Annotated in this window: 23 protein-coding genes; 4 read left to right on the top strand and 19 right to left on the bottom strand. The window is 40.9% G+C overall.

Going from position 1 to position 22854, the window contains the following annotated elements:
- Positions 1–121: 121 nt before the first annotated feature.
- From rpsB to V6C27_04820, 13 genes are all read right to left on the bottom strand, one after another.
- On the bottom strand, positions 122–820 hold the full coding sequence (gene rpsB / locus V6C27_04760) for a 30S ribosomal protein S2 (GenBank protein MEG6615738.1): 699 nt from the start codon (positions 818–820) through the stop codon (positions 122–124).
- Positions 821–1036: 216 nt separating this feature from the next.
- Entirely contained in the window at positions 1037–1816 is a 780-nt protein-coding gene (codY, locus tag V6C27_04765; GenBank protein ID MEG6615739.1) for a GTP-sensing pleiotropic transcriptional regulator CodY, read from the bottom strand.
- A gap of 24 nt (positions 1817–1840) precedes the next feature.
- Positions 1841–3241, bottom strand: a complete 1401-nt coding sequence (hslU, locus tag V6C27_04770) for an ATP-dependent protease ATPase subunit HslU (GenBank protein ID MEG6615740.1) — start codon at positions 3239–3241, stop codon at positions 1841–1843.
- Between the two features lie 14 nt (positions 3242–3255).
- Complete coding sequence (gene hslV, locus V6C27_04775; protein ID MEG6615741.1) at positions 3256–3786, bottom strand: ATP-dependent protease subunit HslV; 531 nt, start codon at positions 3784–3786, stop codon at positions 3256–3258.
- 85 nt (positions 3787–3871) lie between these two features.
- Positions 3872–4780: a tyrosine recombinase XerC gene (xerC, locus tag V6C27_04780; GenBank protein MEG6615742.1), complete on the bottom strand. Its 909-nt coding sequence runs from the start codon at positions 4778–4780 to the stop codon at positions 3872–3874.
- Positions 4780–6096: an FADH(2)-oxidizing methylenetetrahydrofolate--tRNA-(uracil(54)-C(5))-methyltransferase TrmFO gene (gene trmFO, locus V6C27_04785; GenBank protein MEG6615743.1), complete on the bottom strand. Its 1317-nt coding sequence runs from the start codon at positions 6094–6096 to the stop codon at positions 4780–4782. Before trmFO ends, xerC begins: the two co-directional genes overlap by 1 nt.
- Before the next feature lie 29 nt (positions 6097–6125).
- On the bottom strand, positions 6126–8222 hold the full coding sequence (gene topA, locus V6C27_04790) for a type I DNA topoisomerase (GenBank protein ID MEG6615744.1): 2097 nt from the start codon (positions 8220–8222) through the stop codon (positions 6126–6128).
- Between the two features lie 106 nt (positions 8223–8328).
- Positions 8329–9426 carry a DNA-processing protein DprA gene (gene dprA / locus V6C27_04795; protein MEG6615745.1) on the bottom strand — a complete coding sequence of 366 codons (1098 nt, stop codon included), beginning with the start codon at positions 9424–9426 and terminating at the stop codon, positions 8329–8331.
- A 124-nt stretch (positions 9427–9550) separates the two neighbouring features.
- The gene (gene ligD / locus V6C27_04800; protein MEG6615746.1) at positions 9551–10453 is read right to left on the bottom strand and encodes a non-homologous end-joining DNA ligase; all 903 of its coding nucleotides are present in this window, start codon (positions 10451–10453) and stop codon (positions 9551–9553) included.
- Between the two features lie 83 nt (positions 10454–10536).
- Positions 10537–11724: a hypothetical protein gene (locus tag V6C27_04805; GenBank protein ID MEG6615747.1), complete on the bottom strand. Its 1188-nt coding sequence runs from the start codon at positions 11722–11724 to the stop codon at positions 10537–10539.
- Between the two features lie 57 nt (positions 11725–11781).
- On the bottom strand, positions 11782–13515 hold the full coding sequence (locus V6C27_04810) for a chloride channel protein (protein MEG6615748.1): 1734 nt from the start codon (positions 13513–13515) through the stop codon (positions 11782–11784).
- A 105-nt stretch (positions 13516–13620) separates the two neighbouring features.
- Positions 13621–14439 (bottom strand): Ku protein, encoded by an 819-nt coding sequence (locus V6C27_04815; GenBank protein ID MEG6615749.1) that lies wholly within the window; start codon positions 14437–14439, stop codon positions 13621–13623.
- A 102-nt stretch (positions 14440–14541) separates the two neighbouring features.
- On the bottom strand, positions 14542–14757 hold the full coding sequence (locus V6C27_04820; protein ID MEG6615750.1) for a small acid-soluble spore protein: 216 nt from the start codon (positions 14755–14757) through the stop codon (positions 14542–14544).
- A gap of 225 nt (positions 14758–14982) precedes the next feature.
- On the opposite strand from V6C27_04820, the gene V6C27_04825 reads away from it, so the two are divergent.
- Positions 14983–15396 carry a hypothetical protein gene (locus V6C27_04825; GenBank protein ID MEG6615751.1) on the top strand — a complete coding sequence of 138 codons (414 nt, stop codon included), beginning with the start codon at positions 14983–14985 and terminating at the stop codon, positions 15394–15396.
- 45 nt (positions 15397–15441) lie between these two features.
- Here V6C27_04825 and V6C27_04830 read toward each other — a convergent pair whose 3' ends face one another.
- The 4 genes from V6C27_04830 to V6C27_04845 form a co-directional block, all read right to left on the bottom strand.
- A complete protein-coding gene (locus V6C27_04830) occupies positions 15442–16851 on the bottom strand; it encodes a SpoVR family protein (GenBank protein ID MEG6615752.1) in 1410 nt (469 codons plus the stop codon).
- Between the two features lie 13 nt (positions 16852–16864).
- Positions 16865–18052, bottom strand: coding sequence for a sporulation protein YhbH (yhbH, locus tag V6C27_04835; protein MEG6615753.1), 1188 nt, complete (start codon positions 18050–18052; stop codon positions 16865–16867).
- A 10-nt stretch (positions 18053–18062) separates the two neighbouring features.
- Positions 18063–19958, bottom strand: a complete 1896-nt coding sequence (locus V6C27_04840) for a PrkA family serine protein kinase (GenBank protein MEG6615754.1) — start codon at positions 19956–19958, stop codon at positions 18063–18065.
- Positions 19959–20190: 232 nt separating this feature from the next.
- A complete protein-coding gene (locus V6C27_04845) occupies positions 20191–20322 on the bottom strand; it encodes a hypothetical protein (GenBank protein MEG6615755.1) in 132 nt (43 codons plus the stop codon).
- Positions 20323–20534: 212 nt separating this feature from the next.
- Here V6C27_04845 and V6C27_04850 point away from each other — a divergent pair, with 212 nt between their 5' ends.
- The 3 genes from V6C27_04850 to V6C27_04860 all read left to right on the top strand — a co-directional run bounded on the left by V6C27_04850 (position 20535) and on the right by V6C27_04860 (position 22098).
- Entirely contained in the window at positions 20535–20765 is a 231-nt protein-coding gene (locus V6C27_04850) for a hypothetical protein (GenBank protein ID MEG6615756.1), read from the top strand.
- Between the two features lie 81 nt (positions 20766–20846).
- On the top strand, positions 20847–21047 hold the full coding sequence (locus V6C27_04855) for a DUF3006 domain-containing protein (GenBank protein MEG6615757.1): 201 nt from the start codon (positions 20847–20849) through the stop codon (positions 21045–21047).
- Positions 21048–21051: 4 nt separating this feature from the next.
- Positions 21052–22098 carry a ComEC/Rec2 family competence protein gene (locus V6C27_04860; GenBank protein ID MEG6615758.1) on the top strand — a complete coding sequence of 349 codons (1047 nt, stop codon included), beginning with the start codon at positions 21052–21054 and terminating at the stop codon, positions 22096–22098.
- A 143-nt stretch (positions 22099–22241) separates the two neighbouring features.
- On the opposite strand, the gene V6C27_04865 is transcribed toward V6C27_04860, so the two are convergent.
- Complete coding sequence (locus tag V6C27_04865) at positions 22242–22460, bottom strand: hypothetical protein (protein ID MEG6615759.1); 219 nt, start codon at positions 22458–22460, stop codon at positions 22242–22244.
- Positions 22461–22531: 71 nt separating this feature from the next.
- A complete protein-coding gene (locus tag V6C27_04870) occupies positions 22532–22717 on the bottom strand; it encodes a hypothetical protein (protein MEG6615760.1) in 186 nt (61 codons plus the stop codon).
- Between the last annotated feature and the right edge of the window lie 137 nt (positions 22718–22854).

The raw sequence follows: 22854 nt of genomic DNA on the forward strand, positions 1-22854 counted from the left end.
TATAAAATTCCCTCCATTATTATCATTTTTATTTGCTATTATAACCATAATTTACACTAACAAACATACAAAAAGGGCAGGGGAACCCGAAATGAGACGCCCCCCACCCTTTATTACCTTACTATTCGTTAACTTGCTCACCTTGCTTGCCTTCTAAACAAGCTTCTGCAATTTTGTTGGTTAACAACTTAACCGCACGAATAGCATCGTCGTTGCCGGGAATCACGTAATCAACTTCATCCGGGTCACAGTTTGTATCTACAATTGCAACAATCGGAATATTCAACTTACGTGCCTCTGCAACAGCAATGCGTTCTTTACGCGGATCAATAACAAATAGAGCATCTGGCAGACGCTTCATATCTTTAATTCCGCCTAAAAACTTCTCCAGCTTTTCTTTTTCATTTAAAAGCATAGCCACTTCTTTCTTAGGCAGACGTGTCATTGTTCCTTCTTCTTCCATGCGCTCCAGCTCTTTTAATCTATCAACACGACGACGTATGGTTTGGAAGTTTGTCATCATACCACCCAACCAACGCTGATTAACATAATGCATGCCGCAACGCTCAGCTTCTTCTTTAACAGCTTCTTGAGCTTGCTTTTTGGTACCAACAAACATCACAGTGCCACCATTAGCTACAGTTTCTTTAATGAAATTGTAAGCTTCTTCTACCTTTTGTACGGTTTTCTGCAAGTCTATGATATAAATACCGTTACGGTCAGTGAAGATATATGGAGCCATTTTAGGATTCCAACGTCTTGTCTGGTGACCAAAATGAACACCAGCTTCAAGTAGTTGTTTCATTGAAATTACTGCCACTTCACTACACCTCCTCCCTGTGGTTTTGATCCTCCGCCACCATCATCTCGTGTGAGACCATTTAATATGTAAATGGCACCTTCACAACACATCCGGCAACGTGTGTAATAATTAACACCAAAAAGAATAATAGCATAATAATATTTTCAAAGCAAGTACTACTTGCTAATATATTGAAAAAATCAACAAAAAAAATAACCACAGTTTAAACTGCGGTTATCTTATCTTATCCAATTCTTCAAGCAAACGATCGTTGAGCACTCTAATATATGTGCCCTTCATGCCCAGTGACTTGGACTCGATCACACCGGCACTTTCAAACTTGCGTAAAGCATTGACAATTACAGAACGGGTTATGCCCACCCGATCAGCAATTTTACTAGCAACTAAGACGCCTTCATCGCCATCTAATTGTTTAAAAATATGCTGTACAGCATCAAGTTCACTATAGGATAGTGTGCCTACTGCAATTTGCACAGCCGCTTTTTTACGGGCCTCCTCTTCCATCCTTCCAGCCCGGGCTCGCAAAATCTCCATAGCCACAACTGTGGCTCCATACTCGGCAAGAATTAAGTCACCATCAGTAAAATGCTCATTGTACTTAGCCAAAACCAGTGTACCTAATCTAGAACCGGCTCCCATGATAGGAACAACTGTGGTTACTTTATTACTGTGACGGCAACCCTCTTCTTCAAAAAACACACAAGCATTATTGGTTTGGCAAAAGTTTGCGTGGGTCTCCTCAACCTTCAGCAGGTGGTTATTATAGTCTTCCGGGAATTTTTTGCTACCCTCGACAATATCCACCATAATATCACAAGCAAATTCCTTCATAAAACAATGACCAAGGGCACGTCCTCTTCTGTCGATAATATAAACATTAGAGGTTATATTCTCTGACAACACCGTTGCAATTTCTGTATAGTCAACAGGATATCCCGCAGACTTTTGCAATAACTTGTTAATAGCCCGGGTTCTTTCCAGCAAATTTTCCAAAATAACTGTCCCCTTTCCTGTTTCTTATAAAATGTATCGAGTTAGGTCTTCGTTTGCTACCACTTCACCAAGTTTGTTCTGAACATAATTGTTGTCGATAACTATCGTTTCATCGGTCAACTCAGGTGCTTCGAACAAAATATCTTCTAATAGCCGTTCCATTATAGTTTGCAATCTACGCGCACCAATATTCTCAGTTTGTTCATTTACAGTATAAGCGATTTTGGCGATTTCTTCAAGCGAATTTTTTGAAAATTCAACCTTAACACCCTCTGTCGCTATTAATTCTACATATTGTTTAATTAAAGAGTTTTGGGGTTCAATAAGAATTTGTAGAAAATCCTCCATTGTCAAGCTTTTTAACTCCACTCTGATTGGAAACCGCCCCTGCAGTTCAGGGATTAAATCCGATGGTTTAGCCACATGAAAAGCCCCCGCTGCAATAAACAGCACATGATCGGTCTTCACTGGCCCATATTTAGTCACCACCGTTGAACCTTCTACTATTGGCAAAATATCTCTTTGCACGCCGCCTCTAGATACATCCGGACCTTGGGCATAATCTTTACCGGCAATTTTATCAATTTCATCTAAAAAAATGATGCCTTGTTCTTCCGCCCGTTTAATGGCATTTGTGGTCACTTCGTCCATATCAATCAGTTTTTGTGCTTCTTGTTGGGTTAATATTTTACGAGCCTCGGTAACAGTTACTTTCCGCTTCTGTTTTTTACCAGGAAAAATGCCACCAAACATATCTTTAATGTTAATGCCCATCTCTTCCATCCCTGATCCTGTAAAAACTTCCAGCATCGGCGAAGTGTTTTCTTCCACCTCAATCTCTAGGTACTCATTTTCCAATTCACCCCGTTGCAGTTTTTCCTTCAGCGTCTCCCGTTCAAACTGCACTCTTTTTTCCCTTTGCTTGTGCATGTCATCATTATCCGTTGTGTTGGTATTATTAGCTCCAAACAACATTTCAAAGGGATTCTTTGTGGGCATCGCTTTGGTGGGCATTGGCGCCAATAATTCGACAATACGCTCTTCGGCCAACCTGCTGGCCTTATCTTCAACCTCTAGCATTTTTTCCTGACGAACCATCCGAATACTGGTTTCCACTAAATCTCTGATCATTGATTCTACATCTCTACCAACATAGCCAACTTCAGTAAACTTAGTTGCTTCTACCTTAACAAAGGGAGCATTCACTAACCGGGCCAATCTTCTGGCAATTTCTGTTTTTCCTACACCGGTGGGGCCAATCATTAAAATGTTTTTAGGTACAACTTCGTCTTGCATCTCCTGGGGGAGTCTACTACGACGATAGCGGTTTCTAAGGGCAATGGCCACTGCCTTTTTAGCTTCCTGTTGACCAACAATATATTTATCTAATTCCGCTACTATTTGCCGTGGTGTTAAAGATTCCATCAGACTGCCTCCCCTTACAATTTTTCCACAACAATATTGTGGTTTGTATAAACGCAGATATCAGCCGCTGTGTGCAAAGCTTCTTTAACCACTTCCTCTGCGTTCAGTTGACTGTGTTTTACCAAAACCCGGGCTGCTGCCAAAGCATAGTTACCACCACTGCCAATGGCAGCAATATCATCATCGGGCTCGATTACCTCTCCATTACCAGAAATAATAAGAAGGTGCTCGTTGTTAGCCACTATTAACAAGGCTTCCAGCTTTCTGAGAACCCGATCCATACGCCATTCTTTAGCCAGTTCTACAGCTGCCCGTAAAATGTTACCATGATACTCCTCAAGCTTAACTTCAAACTTATCAAACAGAGTAAAGGCATCAGCCACCGAACCTGCAAAACCAGCTACTACTTTACCTTGGAATAACTTGCGTACTTTTTTTGCCTGTTGTTTAAAAATAGTACTGTTACCAAAGGTAACTTGACCGTCCCCAGCAATGGCAATTTCATTTTTGTGCTTTACCGCGATAATTGTGGTAGCATGGAACATAATATCTCTTTCCTTTCTCAACAATTCTAAATTATATAATTTTTTAAACTAATTGGCAATGCCTTTTGTAATAATTAGACAATTCTCACGCCCGGGGGTGTGTCGATTTGTAAACTTGTTTTATTTTATTTTTGGTAACATGGGTATATATTTGTGTTGTTGCCAAACGCACATGACCTAGCAATTCTTGAACGGTACGCAAATCAGCCCCTCTTTCCAATAAATGAGTGGCAAAGCTGTGGCGAATAGTGTGCGGACTGGCTTGCTTTTTAAGCCCCACCAACTGAATATACTTATTTAATATCTTTCTTACCCCTCTGTCGGTTAAACGTCCTCCCTGATAATTTAAAAACATTGCTTCTTCATTGGTCACTTTATTATTAGCCAATAGTTTCTTTCTACCAATAGATAGATAGGTTTCTAATGATTTAATGGCATAAGAGCCAATGGGTACCACCCGTTCCCTAGAACCTTTACCCATTACCCGAATGAAACCGCCACACAAATCAACACTGTTGACATTCAATGACACCAATTCACTCACCCGCAACCCGCTGGCATAGACGGTTTCCATTAACGCCTTGTCCCGCATACCCAATGGTGAATTATCTGGTGCAGCTAACAACGCATTAATTTCAGTGGGATAAAAGAAATTCGGTAATTTTTTTTGCATCTTTGGTGTAGCCACTCTGGTTAACGGGTTGGTCATTAGCACAGCCTCTCGACTTAAAAAATTGTAAAATGAACGCCAAGCCGCTAACTTACGGGCAATGGAGCTGCGGGCCAATTTATTAGCTTGCAATTCACCCAAGTAACATCTCATCACCTGATGATTAATTTCTTGGGGCGCTATATTCTCTATTTCTTTATTCAACAAATTACTGAAGAAGTCTAAACCCTGAAAAATATCCTTTTGATACTCTTCCAGTGTTCTTGCGGATGCGTTTTTTTCTAATTGCAGATAAAGTAAAAATTCATCTAAGTAAAAATACATTAAATATCAGCATCCTTAATAAAATCTGCCAAACTGGCCAACGCTTTTTCAGCCAACATGCCATTGCGCTGTTTTTTATCCCTTACCCGTTTTTCCAACGGAGGCAATAAACCAAAGGTGATATTCATTGGTTGAAAATTTTTAGATTCCGCAGTGGTTATGTAGTGCATTAACGCGCCATGGGCAGTATCCAACGGAAATCGAACAACACCAATTCCATTGACCAGCCTAGCGGCGTTAATGCCAGCAATTAAACCCGCGGCAGCAGATTCAACATAGCCTTCCACACCGGTGATTTGACCAGCAAAGAACAAATCTTCTCTAGCTTTTAATTGTAGCGATGGCTCCAATAGTGTTGGTGAGTTAAGGTAAGTATTGCGATGCATCACCCCATAGCGAACAAACTCAGCATTTTCCATACCGGGGATTAATCGAAACACTCGTTTTTGCTCACCCCATTTAAGATTTGTCTGAAATCCAACAATATTATATAGTGTTGCTGCAGAGTTATCCTGTCTCAACTGCACCACTGCAAAGGGCCGCTTGCCGGTACGGGGATCTGTTAACCCCACCGGTTTCAAAGGTCCAAACAAAAGGGTTTCCTTGCCCCGGGCGGCCAGTACCTCCACAGGCATGCAGCCCTCAAAGTGCTTTTCCTTCTCAAAATCCTTTAATGGTGCCCTTTCGGCGTTGATTAGAGCTTGGTAAAATACTTCATATTCTTCTTCGTTCATCGGGCAATTAAGGTAAGCAGCCTCTCCTTTGCCATACCTGGAGGCACTAAATACTACCTCCATGTTTAATGATTCTAACGAAACTATGGGAGCGGCAGCATCATAAAAGTATAGATAATCATCTCCTGACAACTGTAGTATCCTTTCTGCCAAAACATCAGATGTCAACGGTCCGCTGGCAATAATGGTTACTCCGTCATTGGGAATATCGGTAACCTCTTCTTTCACCACTTCAACCAACGGGTGGTTTGATAACATTTCGGTAATATACTGCGAGAAACCAGTTCGATCAACCGCCAATGCACCCCCAGCAGGTACACTATTGCGATCGGCGCTATCGATTATTAATGATCCCAATCTGCGCATTTCTTCTTTTAAAAGTCCCACAGCATTTTCGATAGCCTTAGCCCGCAATGAGTTACTACATACTAACTCAGCAAAGTAATCAGTGTGATGGGCAGGGGACATTTTAAGTGGACGCATTTCATACAATTTGACCGGGACATTACGTTTGGCCAATTGCCATGCTGCTTCAGAACCGGCCAGCCCTGCACCTACTATTGTAACTTGTTTTGATTGCATTTTTCTACATCTCCTGTTTAGAATAGCAGTTAATCTTTTGCTGGTGTGCTTTTATAGCCGCAATTTTCATTGACACATTTTAAATAAGATTGTTTGTTTTTGCCATTTTTCTGCACCAATAGTCCAGCACATTGGGGACATTTTTCTGCCACCGGCTGATCCCAGGATACAAAATCACATTCTGGATAGTTACTACAACCATAGAATTTACGGCCTTTTTTACTACGTCGCAGCACCACATCCCCTTCGCACTGGGGACATTTTACCCCCGTGGGTTCTAATAAAGGTTTGGTAAATCTGCATTCCGGGAAACCTGGACAGGCCAAAAATTTGCCATAGCGACCAAGCTTCACAACTAGGTTGCGCCCACATTCTTCACAAATCTCATCAGTGACTTCATCCTCAATCTCTACTTTGCCGATGGCTTCTTCGGCTGCCTTTAGGGTTTCGTTAAAGGATGGATAAAAGTTTCTCAATATATCTACCCAATCAATTTGCCCATCGGCAACTTTATCCAGTTTATCTTCCATCTCCGCTGTGAATTCTACGTTTAAAATGTTCGGGAAATAGTTTTTCAACATATCTACCACAATTACCCCCAATTCAGTGGGGTAGAATTGTTTATTTTCCCTGACCACATAACCGCGCTTTTGAATAGTATCAACAATGGGCGCGTAGGTACTGGGTCGCCCAATCCCCTTTTCCTCCAAGGTTTTAACCAGGGTGGCGTCGGTGTAACGGGGCGGTGGTTGAGTAAAATGCTGCTTAGGTTCCAAGGCCTTTACTTCCAATTTATCTCCCTCCACCACCTCTGGCAGTAGACCCTCTTCTTCTTTTTTGTCATCATCTCTGCCTTCAATGTACACTTGCATAAATCCAGGAAATTTAATAATTGACCCAGTGGCTCGGAATACATAATCGGCAACCTTAATATCCAAGCTAGTGGTGTCTATCACGCTGGCGGCCATTTGGCTAGCCACAAAACGAGACCATATTAATTTATACAACTTATATTGATCATTGGTTAAATACTTTTTAATAGACTCTGGGTCTAGATTGACATAGGTTGGCCTAATGGCTTCGTGGGCATCTTGAATTTTTTTATCGTTTTTATCTTTGCCAGCCTGTTTTACTTCTTTTGGTACATAGGCTGGCCCAAAACGTTCCATTATCAGCTGTTTTGCTTCATCTTTAGCTGTTTCTGATACTCGTTTGCTGTCGGTGCGAATATAAGTAACTAAACCAGTGGTGCCTTGATCACCTATTTCTAAACCTTCATAAAGCTGCTGGGCCACCACCATGGTTTTTCTTGCAGTAAAGTTAAGCTTTCTAGATGCTTCTTGCTGTAACGAACTGGTGGTAAAGGGTGGCGCAGGGTGGCGCATTTTTTCCTTGCGACTAATTCTATCAACCACAAATTGCTGTTCTCTAAGGGCCGCCAAAACCTCATCCATTTGTTCTTTACTTTTAACTTCTATCTTTTTTCCTCGGTACTTATTAAGTTTAGCTTCAAAACTTCCATGACCAACCTTAAATAGTTTAGCAGTGAGCGACCAGTATTCTTCGGGTACAAATGCATTAATTTCTTCATCCCGATCTACAATTAACCGCACCGCAACGGATTGTACCCGGCCAGCCGATAATCCTTTTTTTATTTTACGCCAAAGTAGCGGACTTAAATTGTAACCAACCAAACGATCAAGAATCCGTCTAGCCTGTTGAGCATTCACTAAATCCTTATTTATCGGTCGTGGTTGTTTAACTGCATTCTTGATCGCATTTTTGGTAATTTCATTAAATGCTACCCGGCAGGGGGTGGATTCATCAATGCCTAAAATGTGCTGCAAATGCCAAGCTATTGCTTCACCTTCACGATCGGGGTCAGCTGCCAGTAACACGCGATCCGCCTTTTTTGCCGCCGACTTCAGTTCTTTGATAATATCGCCCTTACCCCGAATGGTAATATATTTGGGAGTAAATTCATTCTCCACATCTACCCCAAACTGACTTTTGGGCAGATCTCTGACATGGCCCATTGAAGCCTTAACTGTGTAGTTTCTACCCAAAAACTTACTGATACTTTTAGCTTTAGCCGGAGATTCCACTATAACTATAGTTTTTGCCACTAATAATACACTCCTATCAAAATGCAAAGGGACATACAATGCTTATTATTACTGCCACCGTTGTTTTAAACTATACTACAAACCAACATATTTAGAACTTTTTCCTTTATTTTGTTGCTACATACATTTTACCAGGTAATTTTTTTACCAATTTCTTTACTTCCAAAAACATTAACGCTGCCATTACATCCTGCGAAGATAGCTCAACTTGTCGCAAAATATCTTCTAAATGCAATGGGTCACCTTGTAAAATATTGTATATTTGCTGTTCTGTAACGCTTAATTTTAACCCATGGGAAGAGGCCAACTCTATATTATCAAACAACACTTCCAGGCCAAGTTCTTCTAAAATATCCGCTGCCTCAGTGACCAATTTAGCCCCTTGTTTCAGTAACTTATGGCTACCTTTACTCATATTACTATATATACTACCGGGTACCGCCATCACTTCTTTACCTTGCTCCAATGCGAAATCAGCGGTAATTAGCGCACCACTTTTATCCGCTGCTTCCACTACCACAACCCCTTGGGAGAGGCCGCTAATGATACGATTGCGTGCAGGAAAATGCCATGGTTCAGGCGCTGACCCCAGCGGAAACTCAGTGATAACTGCACCATGTTCAATAATTTCATACATTAAAGCCTTGTTTTCTCTAGGATATACCACATCTAAACCACAGCCCAACACCGCGATGGTATAACCCCCGGCCGCTAGTGCCCCTTGATGGGCAGCGGTGTCAATACCTCTTGCCATACCACTAATTATATTAACACCAGACACCGTCAGTTCACCAGCTAAGCGTTGAGCGACCGTTTTACCATAGGCAGTGGCTTTGCGGGAACCAACTAATGCAACACCAGTGCCCGCTAAACTGTTAAGTTGTCCACGCACAAACAACACCGGTGGTGGATCAAAAATCTCTTTTAACATAATTGGGTAGTTATCGTCATCAAAGGTGATAAATGCCACTCCATGCTTTTCCAACCGGGTCACTTCTTGTTCCAAGTTTATCCGCCTGCGTTGATAAATAATACTCTCAATGGTAGAGGATTTTATACCTGGCACTCCTTTAAAGGCCTTCTCCCCTGCGTGCCAAGCTGGCTCAACACCGCCAAAGTGGTCTATAATCTGCCACACTGTTTTGCCTGAACCAGGTAACATCAGCTGCCATGCTAACCAGTACAACCTGTTATTCAAGGTCATCACTCCTGGTTTAAACATTTTAACCAAAAGAATCGATTAAAATAGGCAATTCTGGAAATATTATTAATTTCCTGCATAACAAATTGAAGTATTTTTCGGAGACAGATATTTACACCATAGAGTTTTAAACCAATTTTAAAATTTTATCTATTTTTTGTTGTTGGGTTAATAAATTTTGATATAAATCCCCAAACATTCTTAACCTGTTAAAAATTGATTTAATATTTAATGTTTTAGCTTCTACAGCTCCGGTTTCTATTTCTTCCCACATTAGCGGTGTCGATACAGTGGCCTCGGCAGTGGGGCGTAAACTATAATGCCAAGCCATTGTTTTACCTCGAGTATTTTGTAAATAATCTAAATATATTTTTGGTCCTCTTTTTTCCACTACTCTTTCGGTGGTACACTTCTGGGGGTATACCTGCTCAATTATTTTAGCGATATATTTCATGGCCACGGTGGCTTCAGCAAAGGTATATGCCGGTGCAATTGGTATAAACAAATGTACACCTCTAGAACCTGAAGTTTTGGGGTAGCATTCCACTTCAAACTCTTTTAGTGCCTGTTTTACCAATAATGCCACCTTTAAAACATCTTTAAATAGAATATCTGGTGCTGGGTCCAAGTCCATTACCAGTATATTTGGTTTTTCTATCCTATCAATTTTAGAGCGCCAAACATGCATTTCTAGACACCCAAGGTTAGTCAACCAAAGCAAGGTGGGTAAGTCATTACAAATTATATAATTGATAGTCTTCTCTCCATGCTGTACCGCATAGGTCTGTACCCATTCCGGAGCATGTTCGGGGCATTCTTTTTGGTAAAAGCTTTCCCCATCAATACCCTTTGGGTATCGTTTCATCACCAAAGGACGATTTTGGATGTGGGGCAACAATATCGGAGCAATGTCGTGATAGTATTTAATGACATCCCTTTTAGAAATATTGTTAGGAAACATAATTTTATCCAAATTGGTCAGTTTCAATTGTTTACCTTCAATTTCCACCATAATTTCATTTTTTACCATCAATAACACCTCCACTATAGGTTGCGTCATTAATGATAATAGTATAAGGAACCTGCAGATTGCAATCCACAGGTTCCTTTATATTAAAGACATTCAGCTTCTGACCTTAATAGATCATTAAAATTTGCCGTCGTCTTATCATGATACAGCTCTGTCAATGATCGGGGATCGATTTTCCACCAGTAACCCAAACTATGCACCATTTGAATATCCAATTCTTTTTTTACATTTTGGGGACCTGCCAAATAATCAAGCTGAATTTGCACCGTTATAATATTAGTCTGTGGGTCGTATCTCTGCACGCTATATGCCAACGCTGCCACTTCTCTTGACTTTTGTCTAAATTCCTCGTCATCCAACTTTGGTTCACCTGCCAATGTCAATAGGCAAATGTCGGGGGCCTGCTGGTTCAAGGCAGTAAAAAATATTTCAATTACTTCTTCCGGCGAGGCCATTGCCAATAATTCAGGTAGCCTACCGGCAGCCTTCCACACCATAATCTGATGGGCTAAATTGGGTTGCTTTGGGGTTTGGTGCGTAGTGCTGTCTTTAAAGTGAACACAAAAGTGGCCATTGAAGTTGTTATTTCTAATGGCCCCTGCCCCATGGGGCATACCAGCCATTGACGCCGCCAACCTAGTATTGCCCACCTCTACTATCACCGCCCTGCGTTTCCAACTCCAATTACCATCATAAATCTCTTTCAACACCGCGGTATCATTGGCAGTTAAAGGCTGTACATCTGCATGATAATTTCCAGCTCTCCTCTGTACTTCAAAGCGCAGTCCGGTGTCTAAATCTTCTATTGTAGCCTTGGTGTAACGGCTAAAAATCCTTCTTGCTTCTGACCAAGCCATCGGTTGTCCAAAGGGACTCTGGCGTTCCAATCGGTCAGCATACTGTTTGAATATCTCTCTCAACTTATAACTGGGCAGTATTGCGGTACCATCTGGAAAAAAATATTCCCCCGATTCCGTCACCAAATATTCTTGCTGCTGATTGCCCTTTTCTACCAGCATACTATATAAGGCCAATTGTTTCGGCGGCCCAGGTTTACGCATTTTGTGGGTATAACGCATTGCTTCTACAATGGTGTTCCTTTCCTGCTCATTAATTACATCAAGCTTTGCATCCCAACGCAGTGCTGTAAAGGTTATTGCCACCGGCTGCTGTGGCCAATAAACCCGCATCATTATCGCCAATGGAATAATAAACACCATTATTTTAATCAGTGTGCGGTACTTAAAATAAGTTAGAAAGGTTAACCGCATCTTTCATCACCCTCAAATCCTACTAAAAAAGATATGGGGGTAAAAATGAAAATATGCTTAAACAAGCTTTACATCTTGTTGATCTTGATTTTGAAATTTTTGTTCACTGACTAAACCATAGGCCTGAACAATGTCACTTCTGCTGATAATGCCCACCAAATTTTTGCTTTCGTCCAATACTGGCAACCTCCCCACAGCATGTTTAAACATCAGTATCGCCGCATGATTAAGACAATCGTATTCCAATATATATATCAACTGATTATTTAACAGCTCCTTAACCATGTTATTCTGTTGGCCACTCTGTTCTGCTCTGTGTAATTCTCTGCCAGTGATAACACCATTAACCTTGCCATCTATGGCCACCACCGGAAAGGCGTGATGCGTGCTGTTATTAATTTTCAACAACGCCTCTGTAACAGTGTAATAATCTGGTAAACTGAGCACATCGATGGTCATCACATCCTTGACACAGATATTCTTTAATAGATCTGGACGGCGCAAGTAATTTATATCCAAACCTTTTTTAGCTAATTTTGTGGTATAGATATTGTATCGGGTTAACGAAGAAGCAATTACATAACTGATTACCGAAGTAATCATCAAAGGAACAATCATCCTATAGTCGTTACTCATTTCAAATAGTAAAATTATACCGGTAATGGGGGCAAAGGAAGATGCCGCCAGCATGCCGGCCATACCTGCCAGTGCATAAGCCATCGGCTCAATAACTATACCGGAAAAAAACGAACCAAAGATCAAACCACAAACTCCCCCCAGCATAGCACCAAGGTATAGAATTGGTGCAAACACACCACCGGAGCCACCGGAGCCCAACGTGATAGCAGTGGCCAAGGCCTTAAATAAAAGTAAAGAAACCAGCAACCCTAACGTCATTTTTCCCGCCAAAACCACCTCTATCACATCATAACCCACGCCAAATATTTCCGGTAAATATACGCCGATTAGACCAACTAATAGCCCTCCCACTGCCGGTTTAAGGTAGGATGGCATAAAGTTGCAGGCTGAAAACAATTCATCAACTCGATAAAACAATTTAATAAACACAACTGCAAACAATCCCACAGCAATCCCTAACATACCATACAATATCAATTCCAGCGGGCTATGGAGCGAAAATTGCGGCACTGTTATGGCCAAAGCGTCATTAAACAGTGCACTGCTTACAATAGAAGCGGTGACCGCTGAAACAATAATCATCATTAACCGCCCGCTGGCAAAGTCGGCCAATATTACTTCTAACGCAAACATGACGCCGCCGATAGGAGCATTAAAGGTTGCCGCCACCCCGCCGGCAGCGCCACAGGCCACCAAAGATCGCATTAAATCAGGATGTATTTTAGTTAGTTGGCCCACAAATGAACCGATGCCGGCACCAATATGGATAATCGGACCTACTCTGCCGGCAGACCCACCAAACCCAATGGTGGCTATGGACGCCAAGGACTTAATTAACACCACCCTTGGTGGAATAACACCACCTTTTAAAATTACATCGGCCATCACTTCTGGCACACCGTGTCCTCTGGCCTCCTTAGCTAAAAAATGAATTAAGGGACCAGCCAGCAAACCACCGATGGCCGGCAGTAGGATCACATAGTACTGATTTAAAAAATCCAATGTCACTTTACCATAATCAAAGGACATGGCAGTTACAAATTCCAATAACCATAAAAATAAATATACCGCCACCCCGCAAAGTGCACCTACAATAATACCCAACATCAGTTCTATAAGTTGTGATTTCTTTATATTGGCATTTATAAACAATTATCTGCACCCACTTAATATTTTCTATACCAATCATAACGCTCACTGGTTTATCGGTCAAACAACTAAAGCTTCTCAACTTTGCAGGCTCGTTAAACGAGCCACCTACGATGTTTTCTTTCTCTTTACTGGTTTATTATTTTTCCCCCGTTCTTCCTTGGCCAAATCAATACTGGCCTTTAGGGCAGACATTAAGTCCACCACCTTTTCTGTTTTGGGAGGTGAAACAATCTCTATTGTTTCGCCGGCTATTTTAGACTGAATCACATCCATCAGAGCTTGGCGATATTCATTGGTGTACTTTTCTGGATTAAATGCGCTGGACAAATTATTGATTAAATTCACTGCCATTTTCAGTTCATTGTCATGCAAATCCACCTGATAATTCAATTCCGCTATATTGTCTGCTTGGCGTACTTCATCAGGATAAAACATAGTGCTCATCATCATAGTGCCATTACCAGCCACCCGCAGCACCGCCAAGGCAGGTTTACTTCTAAGCATTATTTTTGCCACCGCCACTTTACCCGTTTGCTCCATTGCGGTTTTTAACAAGTGATAAACCTTCTGGCCACCTTCCCCTGGGGCTAGATAATAGGCCTTTTCAAAGTAAACTGGATCTATTTCTGGTAGGTCCACAAAGTCTAAAATGTCAACACTTCTAGCTGTGGCTCCGGGCAGGTTTTGAAAATCTTCATCCTTAATTACCACATATTTACCCTTCTCATATTCGTAGCCCTTTACTATATCACTCATAGTTACTTCTGTTTCACAATGGGGGCAATAGCGTTGATATTGCACTGGGTTTTTACACTTTTCATGAAGATAGTTGAAGCGAATATCTTTGTTCTCCGTTGCTGCATATAGCTTAATTGGCACATATACTAAGCCAAAACTGATGGCACCCTTCCACAGTGGTCTCATTGACTTCACCCCTAAGCTCTGTAATAAAGGTTATTATCTCTCAGTATTAAATAAATAAGCAGTAACCAACATATACATTTATTAGTTACTGCTGATTGCAAATCAATCTTTAATATTTAACCTAGCTTTGCGAGCTCCTTCGGCACCTAAATTGGCCTCAGCCAATTCAACTTTACATTTTGTTCGTTTCAACGCATCCATACGCTTATTTAACTGCCGATGTTCTTCCCCCAGACCCAATTCCTTTGCCGATTCATATTGTAATTGTCCCAACATTCTTTTAGTGCGCAGTTCATCAAAATCCTTTTTATGTCCCATTTAATCACCCCATGCTTAGCTTAAACAGAATAACGGGTATTTATTCTAATAATCCTTATTTGTATTTAATACTAATAAAATCGAGATACCCCTTTACAAATCAGCATTTTTCTAGTATTATGATTGTAATTACTTTCACATTATTATAATTATTATATATAACTATTATAACAACAACCTTATCACATAAAAAAATCTTCTAAACAGAAAGGAGTTGTTGATATTATGGAAACAAAAAAATTTATGCGTTTAATGTTGGTTGGCAGCATTGGCTCCTCGTTGCTAGGACTTCCCTATGTGTGTCAGCTTTTTGAAGTTAATTCCGGTCTAATGCAGTGGGGTATCTTTTCAATATTTATAGGGCTTCTACTTATAGGTACATCTGTAACCTGGGATTTAACACATAAGACTACAAAATACCTGTTGGCCATAGAATTCTCGCTTTTATCAATATTGCAATTGGTACCCATTTATTATTGGTTTGTTGCTCAACCCCAGGCGATGGCGGTTACCACATTCACCAACGCAGTAAGTAATTTTGGCTATACACTGCCGCACTTTGTGTTATTATTTATCGGCGTTTTAGTGGTCTACCGTTTACTTAATAAAGACATAATACCAAATTTAAATCAGGGATAATGCAAACTAATAAGGAGTCACCTTAGGGGTGGCTCCTTAAATTTTCTAAGCAAACTTCTTTGCTATTTTTTCACCATCATAACTGAAAAGTACTACTTTTTTGTCAAGTATGGTTTCTAAATGCACCGGTCGCCCCCAAATTAAATATATATGGGGTAACGTCTTTTCTAAATGTAAAACATCAAGTTCCAACCCTTCAAATAAATGCTTCAAGTGCAATTCGCCACGCTTTTTATAGTCACCATTTTCTACTACGATATAAGGCACACCGCAATTGGTTAAGTTTCTAACTAATTCATCACGCACCTTTCTCCAATCTTTATCCACCACTTTATAGTCATGCCCCACTTTGCGAAACAAATACAAGTCTAATTCCTCTATCAGCTCTTTAGTCAAATAATTTCTGAGAAAACTGACATCGTTATCAACTGTGCGCACCTCAAAGATCTTTTCTCGACCTTCTTGACCATTGCAACCATATCTTTCCCGCTCTTCTTCTGTAGGGTTATTCCAACGTTTTTCAATATCTTCAAATATTTTTAAGCCAATAAAGTATGGATTGATGCTGGTTTTAGATGTCTGAATTACTCCGGCATGCATTTTAGCAAACTCCAATGCTTCTGATTCCACTAAATCCATTTCTCGCATAATGCGCAGATGCCAATATGTGGCCCAGCCCTCGTTTATTATCTTTGTCTGCATTTGTGGCCAAAAATACAACATTTCTTCCCGTAACACCGACAAAATATCCCGCTGCCACTCTTCCAAATCCGGGGCATATTCAAGCAAAAACTTCATTAAATCATTGGCCCTTTTTATCGACGTACATTTGTGTTGGCAATTGCAGTCACCTGCACCTTCCTTTTTGCTACCTATATTCCACATGTCATCATAGGGGGTCTTTTGCTGATTACCACAACATTGTTTTATTGTGGTTGGCATTTCTTTAATATAACTATGGGGGTCAATATGCTGTTGCAAAGACAATGCGGCATCCAAAAATTGTTCTACTTTTTCGCAACCATACTTTAATTCATAATTCCGAAACCGTTGCGAAGCAACAGACATGGATTCAAGCATATCTCTGTTGGTATGTTTAAACCAAACATTGTTCTTGAAGAAATCACAATGGGCCAGCACATGGGCCATTACCATTTTATTCTGAATTAGTGAATTGCCCTCTAATAAAAAAGCATAGCAAGGGTTAGAGTTAATCACCATTTCATAAATCCGGCTAAGATTATAGTCATACTGCGTCTTCATTTTATGATAGGCTTTGCCAAATGACCAGTGAGTAAAACGTGCTGGCATGCCATAGGCACCAAAGGTATAAATTATTTCCGCAGGACAAATCTCAAAACGCATGGGGTAAAAATCCAAATTAAATCCCGTTGCAGTTTCAGTAATTTTTTCTATACTCTCTGCCAATAATTTTAATTCTAAACTTTTGCTCATGCTGTTCCTCCGCTTATACATCAAAGGGTTGCATCATCCGCACCGTCCCTTGGTTACTCCGGTTAGAAAAGAAAGCTTTTAACGCGGGGTAAACGCCACTCTGATCTCGAATACTGACTGTGGTAAAATTGCTTTTTTCAATTGTTTTAAATGAATTTTTCAGTGTACTACTATAATAATATGGACCCTCGATCTCTCCATAACCTACTAAGTTACAGTATGCTAACATTTTATTGATCAGTTCCACACAACGTTCGTTGTCTGAGCTGAGATTATCACCATCGGAAAAGTGAAAGGCATAAATGTTGTAATCGTTGGGGCTGTATCTGGTTTCTATTATATTTAACGCCAAGTCATAGACCGACGAGCATCTAGTGCCCCCGCTCTCCCCTTTGGTAAAAAACTCCTCCTCAGTAACTTCCTTAGCCTCGGTGTGATGAGCTAAAAAAACAATCTCCACCTGTTGATATTTCGAGCGTATAAACTGCACCATCCAAAAGAAAAAACTGCGGGCAATATACTTTTCATAGGGCCCCATACTGCCCGACGTGTCCATCATTGCCAACACCACCGCTGCCGACTGATACTTAAAAGCAGTTTCCCAGGTGCGATAACGCAGATCCTCTGGCTTAATGCCGTGGATTCCTGGCTTACCTGCCTTAGCGTTACGTTTCAGCACTTCCATTAACGTGCGCTTACGGTCAATGTTGCCTTGCAATCCCTGCTTACGAATGTCCCTAAATTCTATTGTTTCAGAGGCCAGTTGTTTATTGTGTTTTTCTTTTAAATCCGGCAGTACCAAATCCTTAAAGAGCATTTGCTGTAGCTCTTCCAAGCTGATATCCGCCTCATAATAATCGATACCAGGTTGCTCACCAGCGCCACCTTTGCCCTTGCCGTTACCACCCCCCTGCCGGTCGCTGGCCACCACATCCCCCACTTTACTGTCACCATCGCCTATACCCCCATGTTTTTGCTTGTGATGGTCATAACGAAAACGGTACTCTTCTAATGAGCGAATGGGTACCCGGTACACCTTTTTACCATCAGACATAATAATGCTTTCATCGGTAATAATATCCGCTAAGTTTTTTTTGATGGCCTCCCGCACCTTTTGGCGATGCCGTTGTTGGTCCAGTTCACCCTTGCGATGTAGAGACCAATCTTCGCGGGATATGATATAAACTTTTTTCTTATCCATATATCATCACCTAACGGTTTAACAAACTACCTACATACTTCAACAGTTCATTGGCACACACCGGGCAATAGCCATGGTCTGAAATTAAACGGGCGCTAACTTCGTTAATCCGCTTTAGTTGTTCAGCGTCAGGGGTTTTGGTGGAAGTGGTTATTTTAACCACATCCTTTAAATCAACAAACAATTTTTTCTCAATTGCTTCCCGCAAACGCTCATGGGACTGATAATTAAACCGTTTGTTCTTGCGGGCGTATACCGATAACCTGATTAAAATTTCCTCGCGGAAGCTCTTTTTAGCGTTTTCAGACACACCAATTTGTTCCTCTATAGAGCGCATTAATCTTTCGTCAGGATCAATTTCTTCGTCTGTAATGGGGTCCTTTAATTTGACACCGTTACAATAGGCCTCAACGTTATCCAGATAGTTTTCAAACAAAACCCGGGCACTGTCCTCGAAGGAATATACAAAGGCCTTCTGTACTTCCTTTTTAGCCAATTCGTCATATTCTCTGCGGGCAATGGATATAAAGTTTAACAACCGTTCCCGCTCCTCTTTATTAATAGATGGGTGTTGATCCAAACCATCTTTAATAGAGCGCAACACATCTAATGCATTGATACAATTGTTGCCGGTTCTAATCAACGCACTGGACAAACGGTTGATAATATACCGCGGGTCTACACCACTCATACCCTCCTCTCCTGCCTCTTGATGCAATTCAGCTACGTCCTTTTGTTTAAATCCCTCCACATCTTCGCCGTCGTAAAGTTTCATCTTTTTGACAATATCCATGCCCTGTTTTTTGGACTCCTTTAGGCGCGATAACACCGAGAAAATACCTGCCACCTTTAGGGCATGGGGTGCAATGTGTACGTTTTTTAAGTCACTTTGTTTAATTAGTTTATCGTAAATTTGTATCTCTTTAGACACCTTTAAGTTATATGGTACTTTAAGCACAATCATCCTGGATTGCAGCGCTTCGTTCTTTTTGTTGGCTATAAAGGCTTTGTATTCGTTTTCGTTGGTATGGGCTACAATTAATACATCAGCATAGATCAACGCAAAACGTCCCGCTTTAAAATTTCCTTCCTGGGATAAGGACAACAGATTCCAAAGGAATTTTTCATCACACTTTAACATTTCCTGGAACTCCATCAACCCGCGATTACTGATATTTAGTTCTCCATCAAAGCGATAAGCCCGGGGATCACTTTCAGAACCGTATTCAGCAATGGTGGAAAAGTCAATGCTTCCTGTTAAGTCTGCAATGTCCTGACTTTTGGGATCTGAGGGAGCGAAGGTGCCAATGCCTACCCTTTTGTCTTCGGATAAAATCACCCGTTCCACCGGCACTTTTTCTACGTCACCACCAAATTCTGTATCCAACCGCAGTTGACAGGCCGGACACAAATCCCCTTCTATGCTTATCCCGTATTCCTCCATAAACTCTGGTCGCAATTCCTTTGGTATCAAATGCAGCGGCTCCTCATGCATGGGACACCCTTTAATGCCATACAATGCACCAGCCTCTGTACGGGAGTAAGCTTCTAATCCCTTTTTTAACATCGAAACAATTGTGGATTTGCCACCACTTACAGGGCCCATTAGTAATAAAATTCTTTTCCTGACATCCAACTTTTTAGCTGCGGGATGAAAGTACTCCTCCACCAATTTTTCTAACGTCCTATCTAAACCAAACAGTTCCTTGTTGAAAAAGCGATAGCTTTTGACATCGTCGTTGACAATAATGCCAGCATCTTCAATCATATTATAAAGTCTGGCATGGGATAGTTGACAAACATATGGTTTTTCCTTAACCAAATTTAAGTAATCACTGAATAATCCTTCCCAATGCAATTCTCGTTCTTTTTGTCGATACTCCTCAAGACGTTTCAAAAAATCCAATTATCACCACTCCCATATTAAGATTAGCGGCGTACAGCTCACTTCAAGATTAGCAGTTTTTTGTGTTTAGGTTGTAACATTATATGCGCTTGGCACCGCTCCAATGAAAATAAATGCAATATTCTAAACTACTTTATCTATTTCGACATTATCTAACCAGATAAAATACCACGAAAACAAAAACGCTTGTAGTCAACTATTTGACCACAAGCGTTATCATATTCCATAATGATTAATCTTCATCCAAAGGGGTAACAATTACATGGCGATCTTCAACATAAAACTTAGCGATTTCATCTTTGTTTGTGATAAAGCGGTACTGAACCTCGTTTCCTTCCATCCACGTTAACAAATATCTCATCATTGCGCCACCCCCCATTATTTTGTATACAATATCCTTAAGCAAAGCATAACAAAATTCACTGTATTTGGCAATAGGCTTGTGAAAATTTTCTTCAATAATTTTTATAAAAAATGTAACTGGTTTCAGTGGTTTACTTTTAATAAACATTTATATAATCAGCAGTCCTTAGACATACTAAATTAAAATGCTTTTACAGGAAGGATGCTGTGTCGGTGGATTATCAAAAACAAATTACAGATTCCCTATTCGGGCTTAAAGATCCTAATACAATGAAGGATATCTCGTGCAACCTAAAGGCCATAGAAATTAGCGATGATAATGCCGTTACTGTGGTCTTAGGAGGTTGCTGTCCAGACAAAGATTATAAAAGCCTTGAGCATGAAATAGCACAACGGGTACTGTCCTTTGAAGGAGTAACTCAAGTGCAGGTACAGTTTCAGTAACTATCTTCCGCAACCACTTAGGGCGGTTATATTTTTGTGTTATAATAACTGGGTAGTTTTCCATTATGAGGAGGGTGAGTGATGTATATTATAGATCGGTTTGAAAATGAATGGGCGGTGATCGAATTTGACCGACAGGTATTTAACTTGCCGAAGAGCCTACTGCCGCCCACCGCCAAAGCAGGGGATGTAATCACCATTAATATTTCCCTTAATACCAAGGCCACCGAGGGTATCAAACAACAAAATCAAGCGCTTATTGACGATATTTTTAAGGAGTAATTAAATGACTTTTCAAATCAAAAAACTTGCTTTCATACTGTTACTACCACTGCTATTCGTTGTCGGTTGTAGTGGTGATAAACCCGCTAGTCAACCAACGGATTTACTGGTTCATTATTTAGACGTGGGTCAAGCTGATAGCATTTTGGTGCAATTGTCCAATGGTCAAAATATGCTGATTGATGCCGGCAATAATGATGACGGCCAGTTGGTAACTGGTTACCTAAAGGAACAAGGGGTTAAAAAAATTGACTATTTAGTGGGTACCCACCCCCATGAAGATCACATCGGCGGATTGGATACTGTCATAAACCAGTTTGAAATTGGTAATGTTTACCTGCCCAAGGTAACGCACACCACTAAAACCTATCAGGACGTATTGGTGGCATTAAAAGACAAAGGTCTAAAGGTCATTGCTGCCAAGGCAGGGGTAGAGATCCTGAATGAAGATGAATTACAGGCTATAATAATCAGCCCCATCAATGACCACTACCAAGAATTAAATGATTACTCCGCTGTAATCAAACTCAATTATCAACATACCAGTTTTTTGTTCACCGGAGATGCCGAAGAATTGGCGGAGAATGAAATTTTAACCAGCGGCATAGACGTAAAAGCAACGGTATTAAAGGTTGGCCACCACGGTAGCGTTTCTTCCACCAGTGACAAGTTTTTAGCGGCGGTTAACCCTAAACTTGCCATAATTAGTGTTGGCACAAACAACGATTATGGACACCCTCACCAGCAAACTTTAGAAAGGTTAAATAAAGCTGGCATCAGTGTGCTACGCACCGATCAACAAGGCACCATCATCATCAAATCAGATGGCAAGCAGGTTAGCAGTAACGTCACACCGGTTAAGCAACCAACAACAGCGGCACTGCCTGCTGCAACTGAGGGCAGTTATTTGGGCAGCGTCAATTCCGACAAGTACCATACCCCAGATTGTCCCCATGTAGATAGTATTGCTGATAAAAACATTATTTGGTTTAAAGATATGGCAGCAGCCAAAGCAGCTGGCTATCAACCCTGCAGTAACATTAAACAGTAATAATTAGAGGGGGCTTTAATAAAATGCCCCCCCAGTCACAAAACCTTTCCTAATTATATTGTTAGACCTCCACTTGGAGAGATTATCTGCCACTCTGATAGATAACTAGATTTCAATTCCACCTTCCACCCTGATAATTTGCCCTAAAGTTCCGATAGGTACGCTAAGTTTGGGTTGTTTTGCAAAGATAATTGTCTAATTCCATAGGGATAGATCGATTCATCAAGCTTAAAATTATCCAACCAGCAGGATAAATACATCTCCAATGCCTCGGTGTTGGCCAACTTCGCGGGCACATGTAGACTAACGAATCTGTCAGTACGGGCCAAGATAACACCATATTTAGCATTGCCGATCTTCAACAATGGCTCTCCATCGGGTTGGCAATGTAATGTCCAAGCAGAGTTCCATTTCCTCCGGTGTAAAGTGCTGATCAATTGCCCGCTTGAAAAAAGGTATCCTTAATGCCCACTTCCGTGGCCAAAGCCTGTACAGTTTCAATAGAACTTTTAGCTGCATCCCGGATACTTTTATTGGCAACAAGCTGTGCCATAGCGTGTACCGCCCCAATCAGAGCATTGGAGGCAGCAATGGCTGCCAGCAGACTGGCCTTGGCCATGGCATCGCATTTTGTTTCTTTATAGGCAGTGGCAGCCTATTCAACTTCATAGTCTTTGGGGTTTAGCGTCTTAATGATAAAATGAATACTTCTACCTTGTCAGTTGCACAGTAATCATTTAGGTGGTTTAATTTTTG

Source organism: Peptococcaceae bacterium 1198_IL3148 (assembly GCA_036763105.1).
Classification (GTDB): domain Bacteria; phylum Bacillota; class Desulfotomaculia; order Desulfotomaculales; family Desulfohalotomaculaceae; genus JBAIYS01.

What these genes read in the sequence shown, in the direction of transcription:
- hslU (MEG6615740.1), bottom strand. Translation starts at nt 3,241, where the DNA reads ATGGAATCTTTAACACCACGGCAAATAGTAGCGGAATTAGATAAATAT.
- hslV (MEG6615741.1), bottom strand. Translation starts at nt 3,786, where the DNA reads ATGTTCCATGCTACCACAATTATCGCGGTAAAGCACAAAAATGAAATT.
- xerC (MEG6615742.1), bottom strand. Translation starts at nt 4,780, where the DNA reads ATGTATTTTTACTTAGATGAATTTTTACTTTATCTGCAATTAGAAAAA.
- trmFO (MEG6615743.1), bottom strand. Translation starts at nt 6,096, where the DNA reads ATGCAATCAAAACAAGTTACAATAGTAGGTGCAGGGCTGGCCGGTTCT.
- dprA (MEG6615745.1), bottom strand. Translation starts at nt 9,426, where the DNA reads ATGACCTTGAATAACAGGTTGTACTGGTTAGCATGGCAGCTGATGTTA.
- ligD (MEG6615746.1), bottom strand. Translation starts at nt 10,453, where the DNA reads ATGGTAAAAAATGAAATTATGGTGGAAATTGAAGGTAAACAATTGAAA.
- V6C27_04805 (MEG6615747.1), bottom strand. Translation starts at nt 11,724, where the DNA reads ATGCGGTTAACCTTTCTAACTTATTTTAAGTACCGCACACTGATTAAA.
- V6C27_04815 (MEG6615749.1), bottom strand. Translation starts at nt 14,439, where the DNA reads ATGAGACCACTGTGGAAGGGTGCCATCAGTTTTGGCTTAGTATATGTG.
- V6C27_04820 (MEG6615750.1), bottom strand. Translation starts at nt 14,757, where the DNA reads ATGGGACATAAAAAGGATTTTGATGAACTGCGCACTAAAAGAATGTTG.
- V6C27_04825 (MEG6615751.1), top strand. Translation starts at nt 14,983, where the DNA reads ATGGAAACAAAAAAATTTATGCGTTTAATGTTGGTTGGCAGCATTGGC.
- V6C27_04830 (MEG6615752.1), bottom strand. Translation starts at nt 16,851, where the DNA reads ATGAGCAAAAGTTTAGAATTAAAATTATTGGCAGAGAGTATAGAAAAA.
- yhbH (MEG6615753.1), bottom strand. Translation starts at nt 18,052, where the DNA reads ATGGATAAGAAAAAAGTTTATATCATATCCCGCGAAGATTGGTCTCTA.
- V6C27_04845 (MEG6615755.1), bottom strand. Translation starts at nt 20,322, where the DNA reads ATGATGAGATATTTGTTAACGTGGATGGAAGGAAACGAGGTTCAGTAC.
- V6C27_04855 (MEG6615757.1), top strand. Translation starts at nt 20,847, where the DNA reads ATGTATATTATAGATCGGTTTGAAAATGAATGGGCGGTGATCGAATTT.
- V6C27_04860 (MEG6615758.1), top strand. Translation starts at nt 21,052, where the DNA reads ATGACTTTTCAAATCAAAAAACTTGCTTTCATACTGTTACTACCACTG.
- V6C27_04870 (MEG6615760.1), bottom strand. Translation starts at nt 22,717, where the DNA reads ATGGCCAAGGCCAGTCTGCTGGCAGCCATTGCTGCCTCCAATGCTCTG.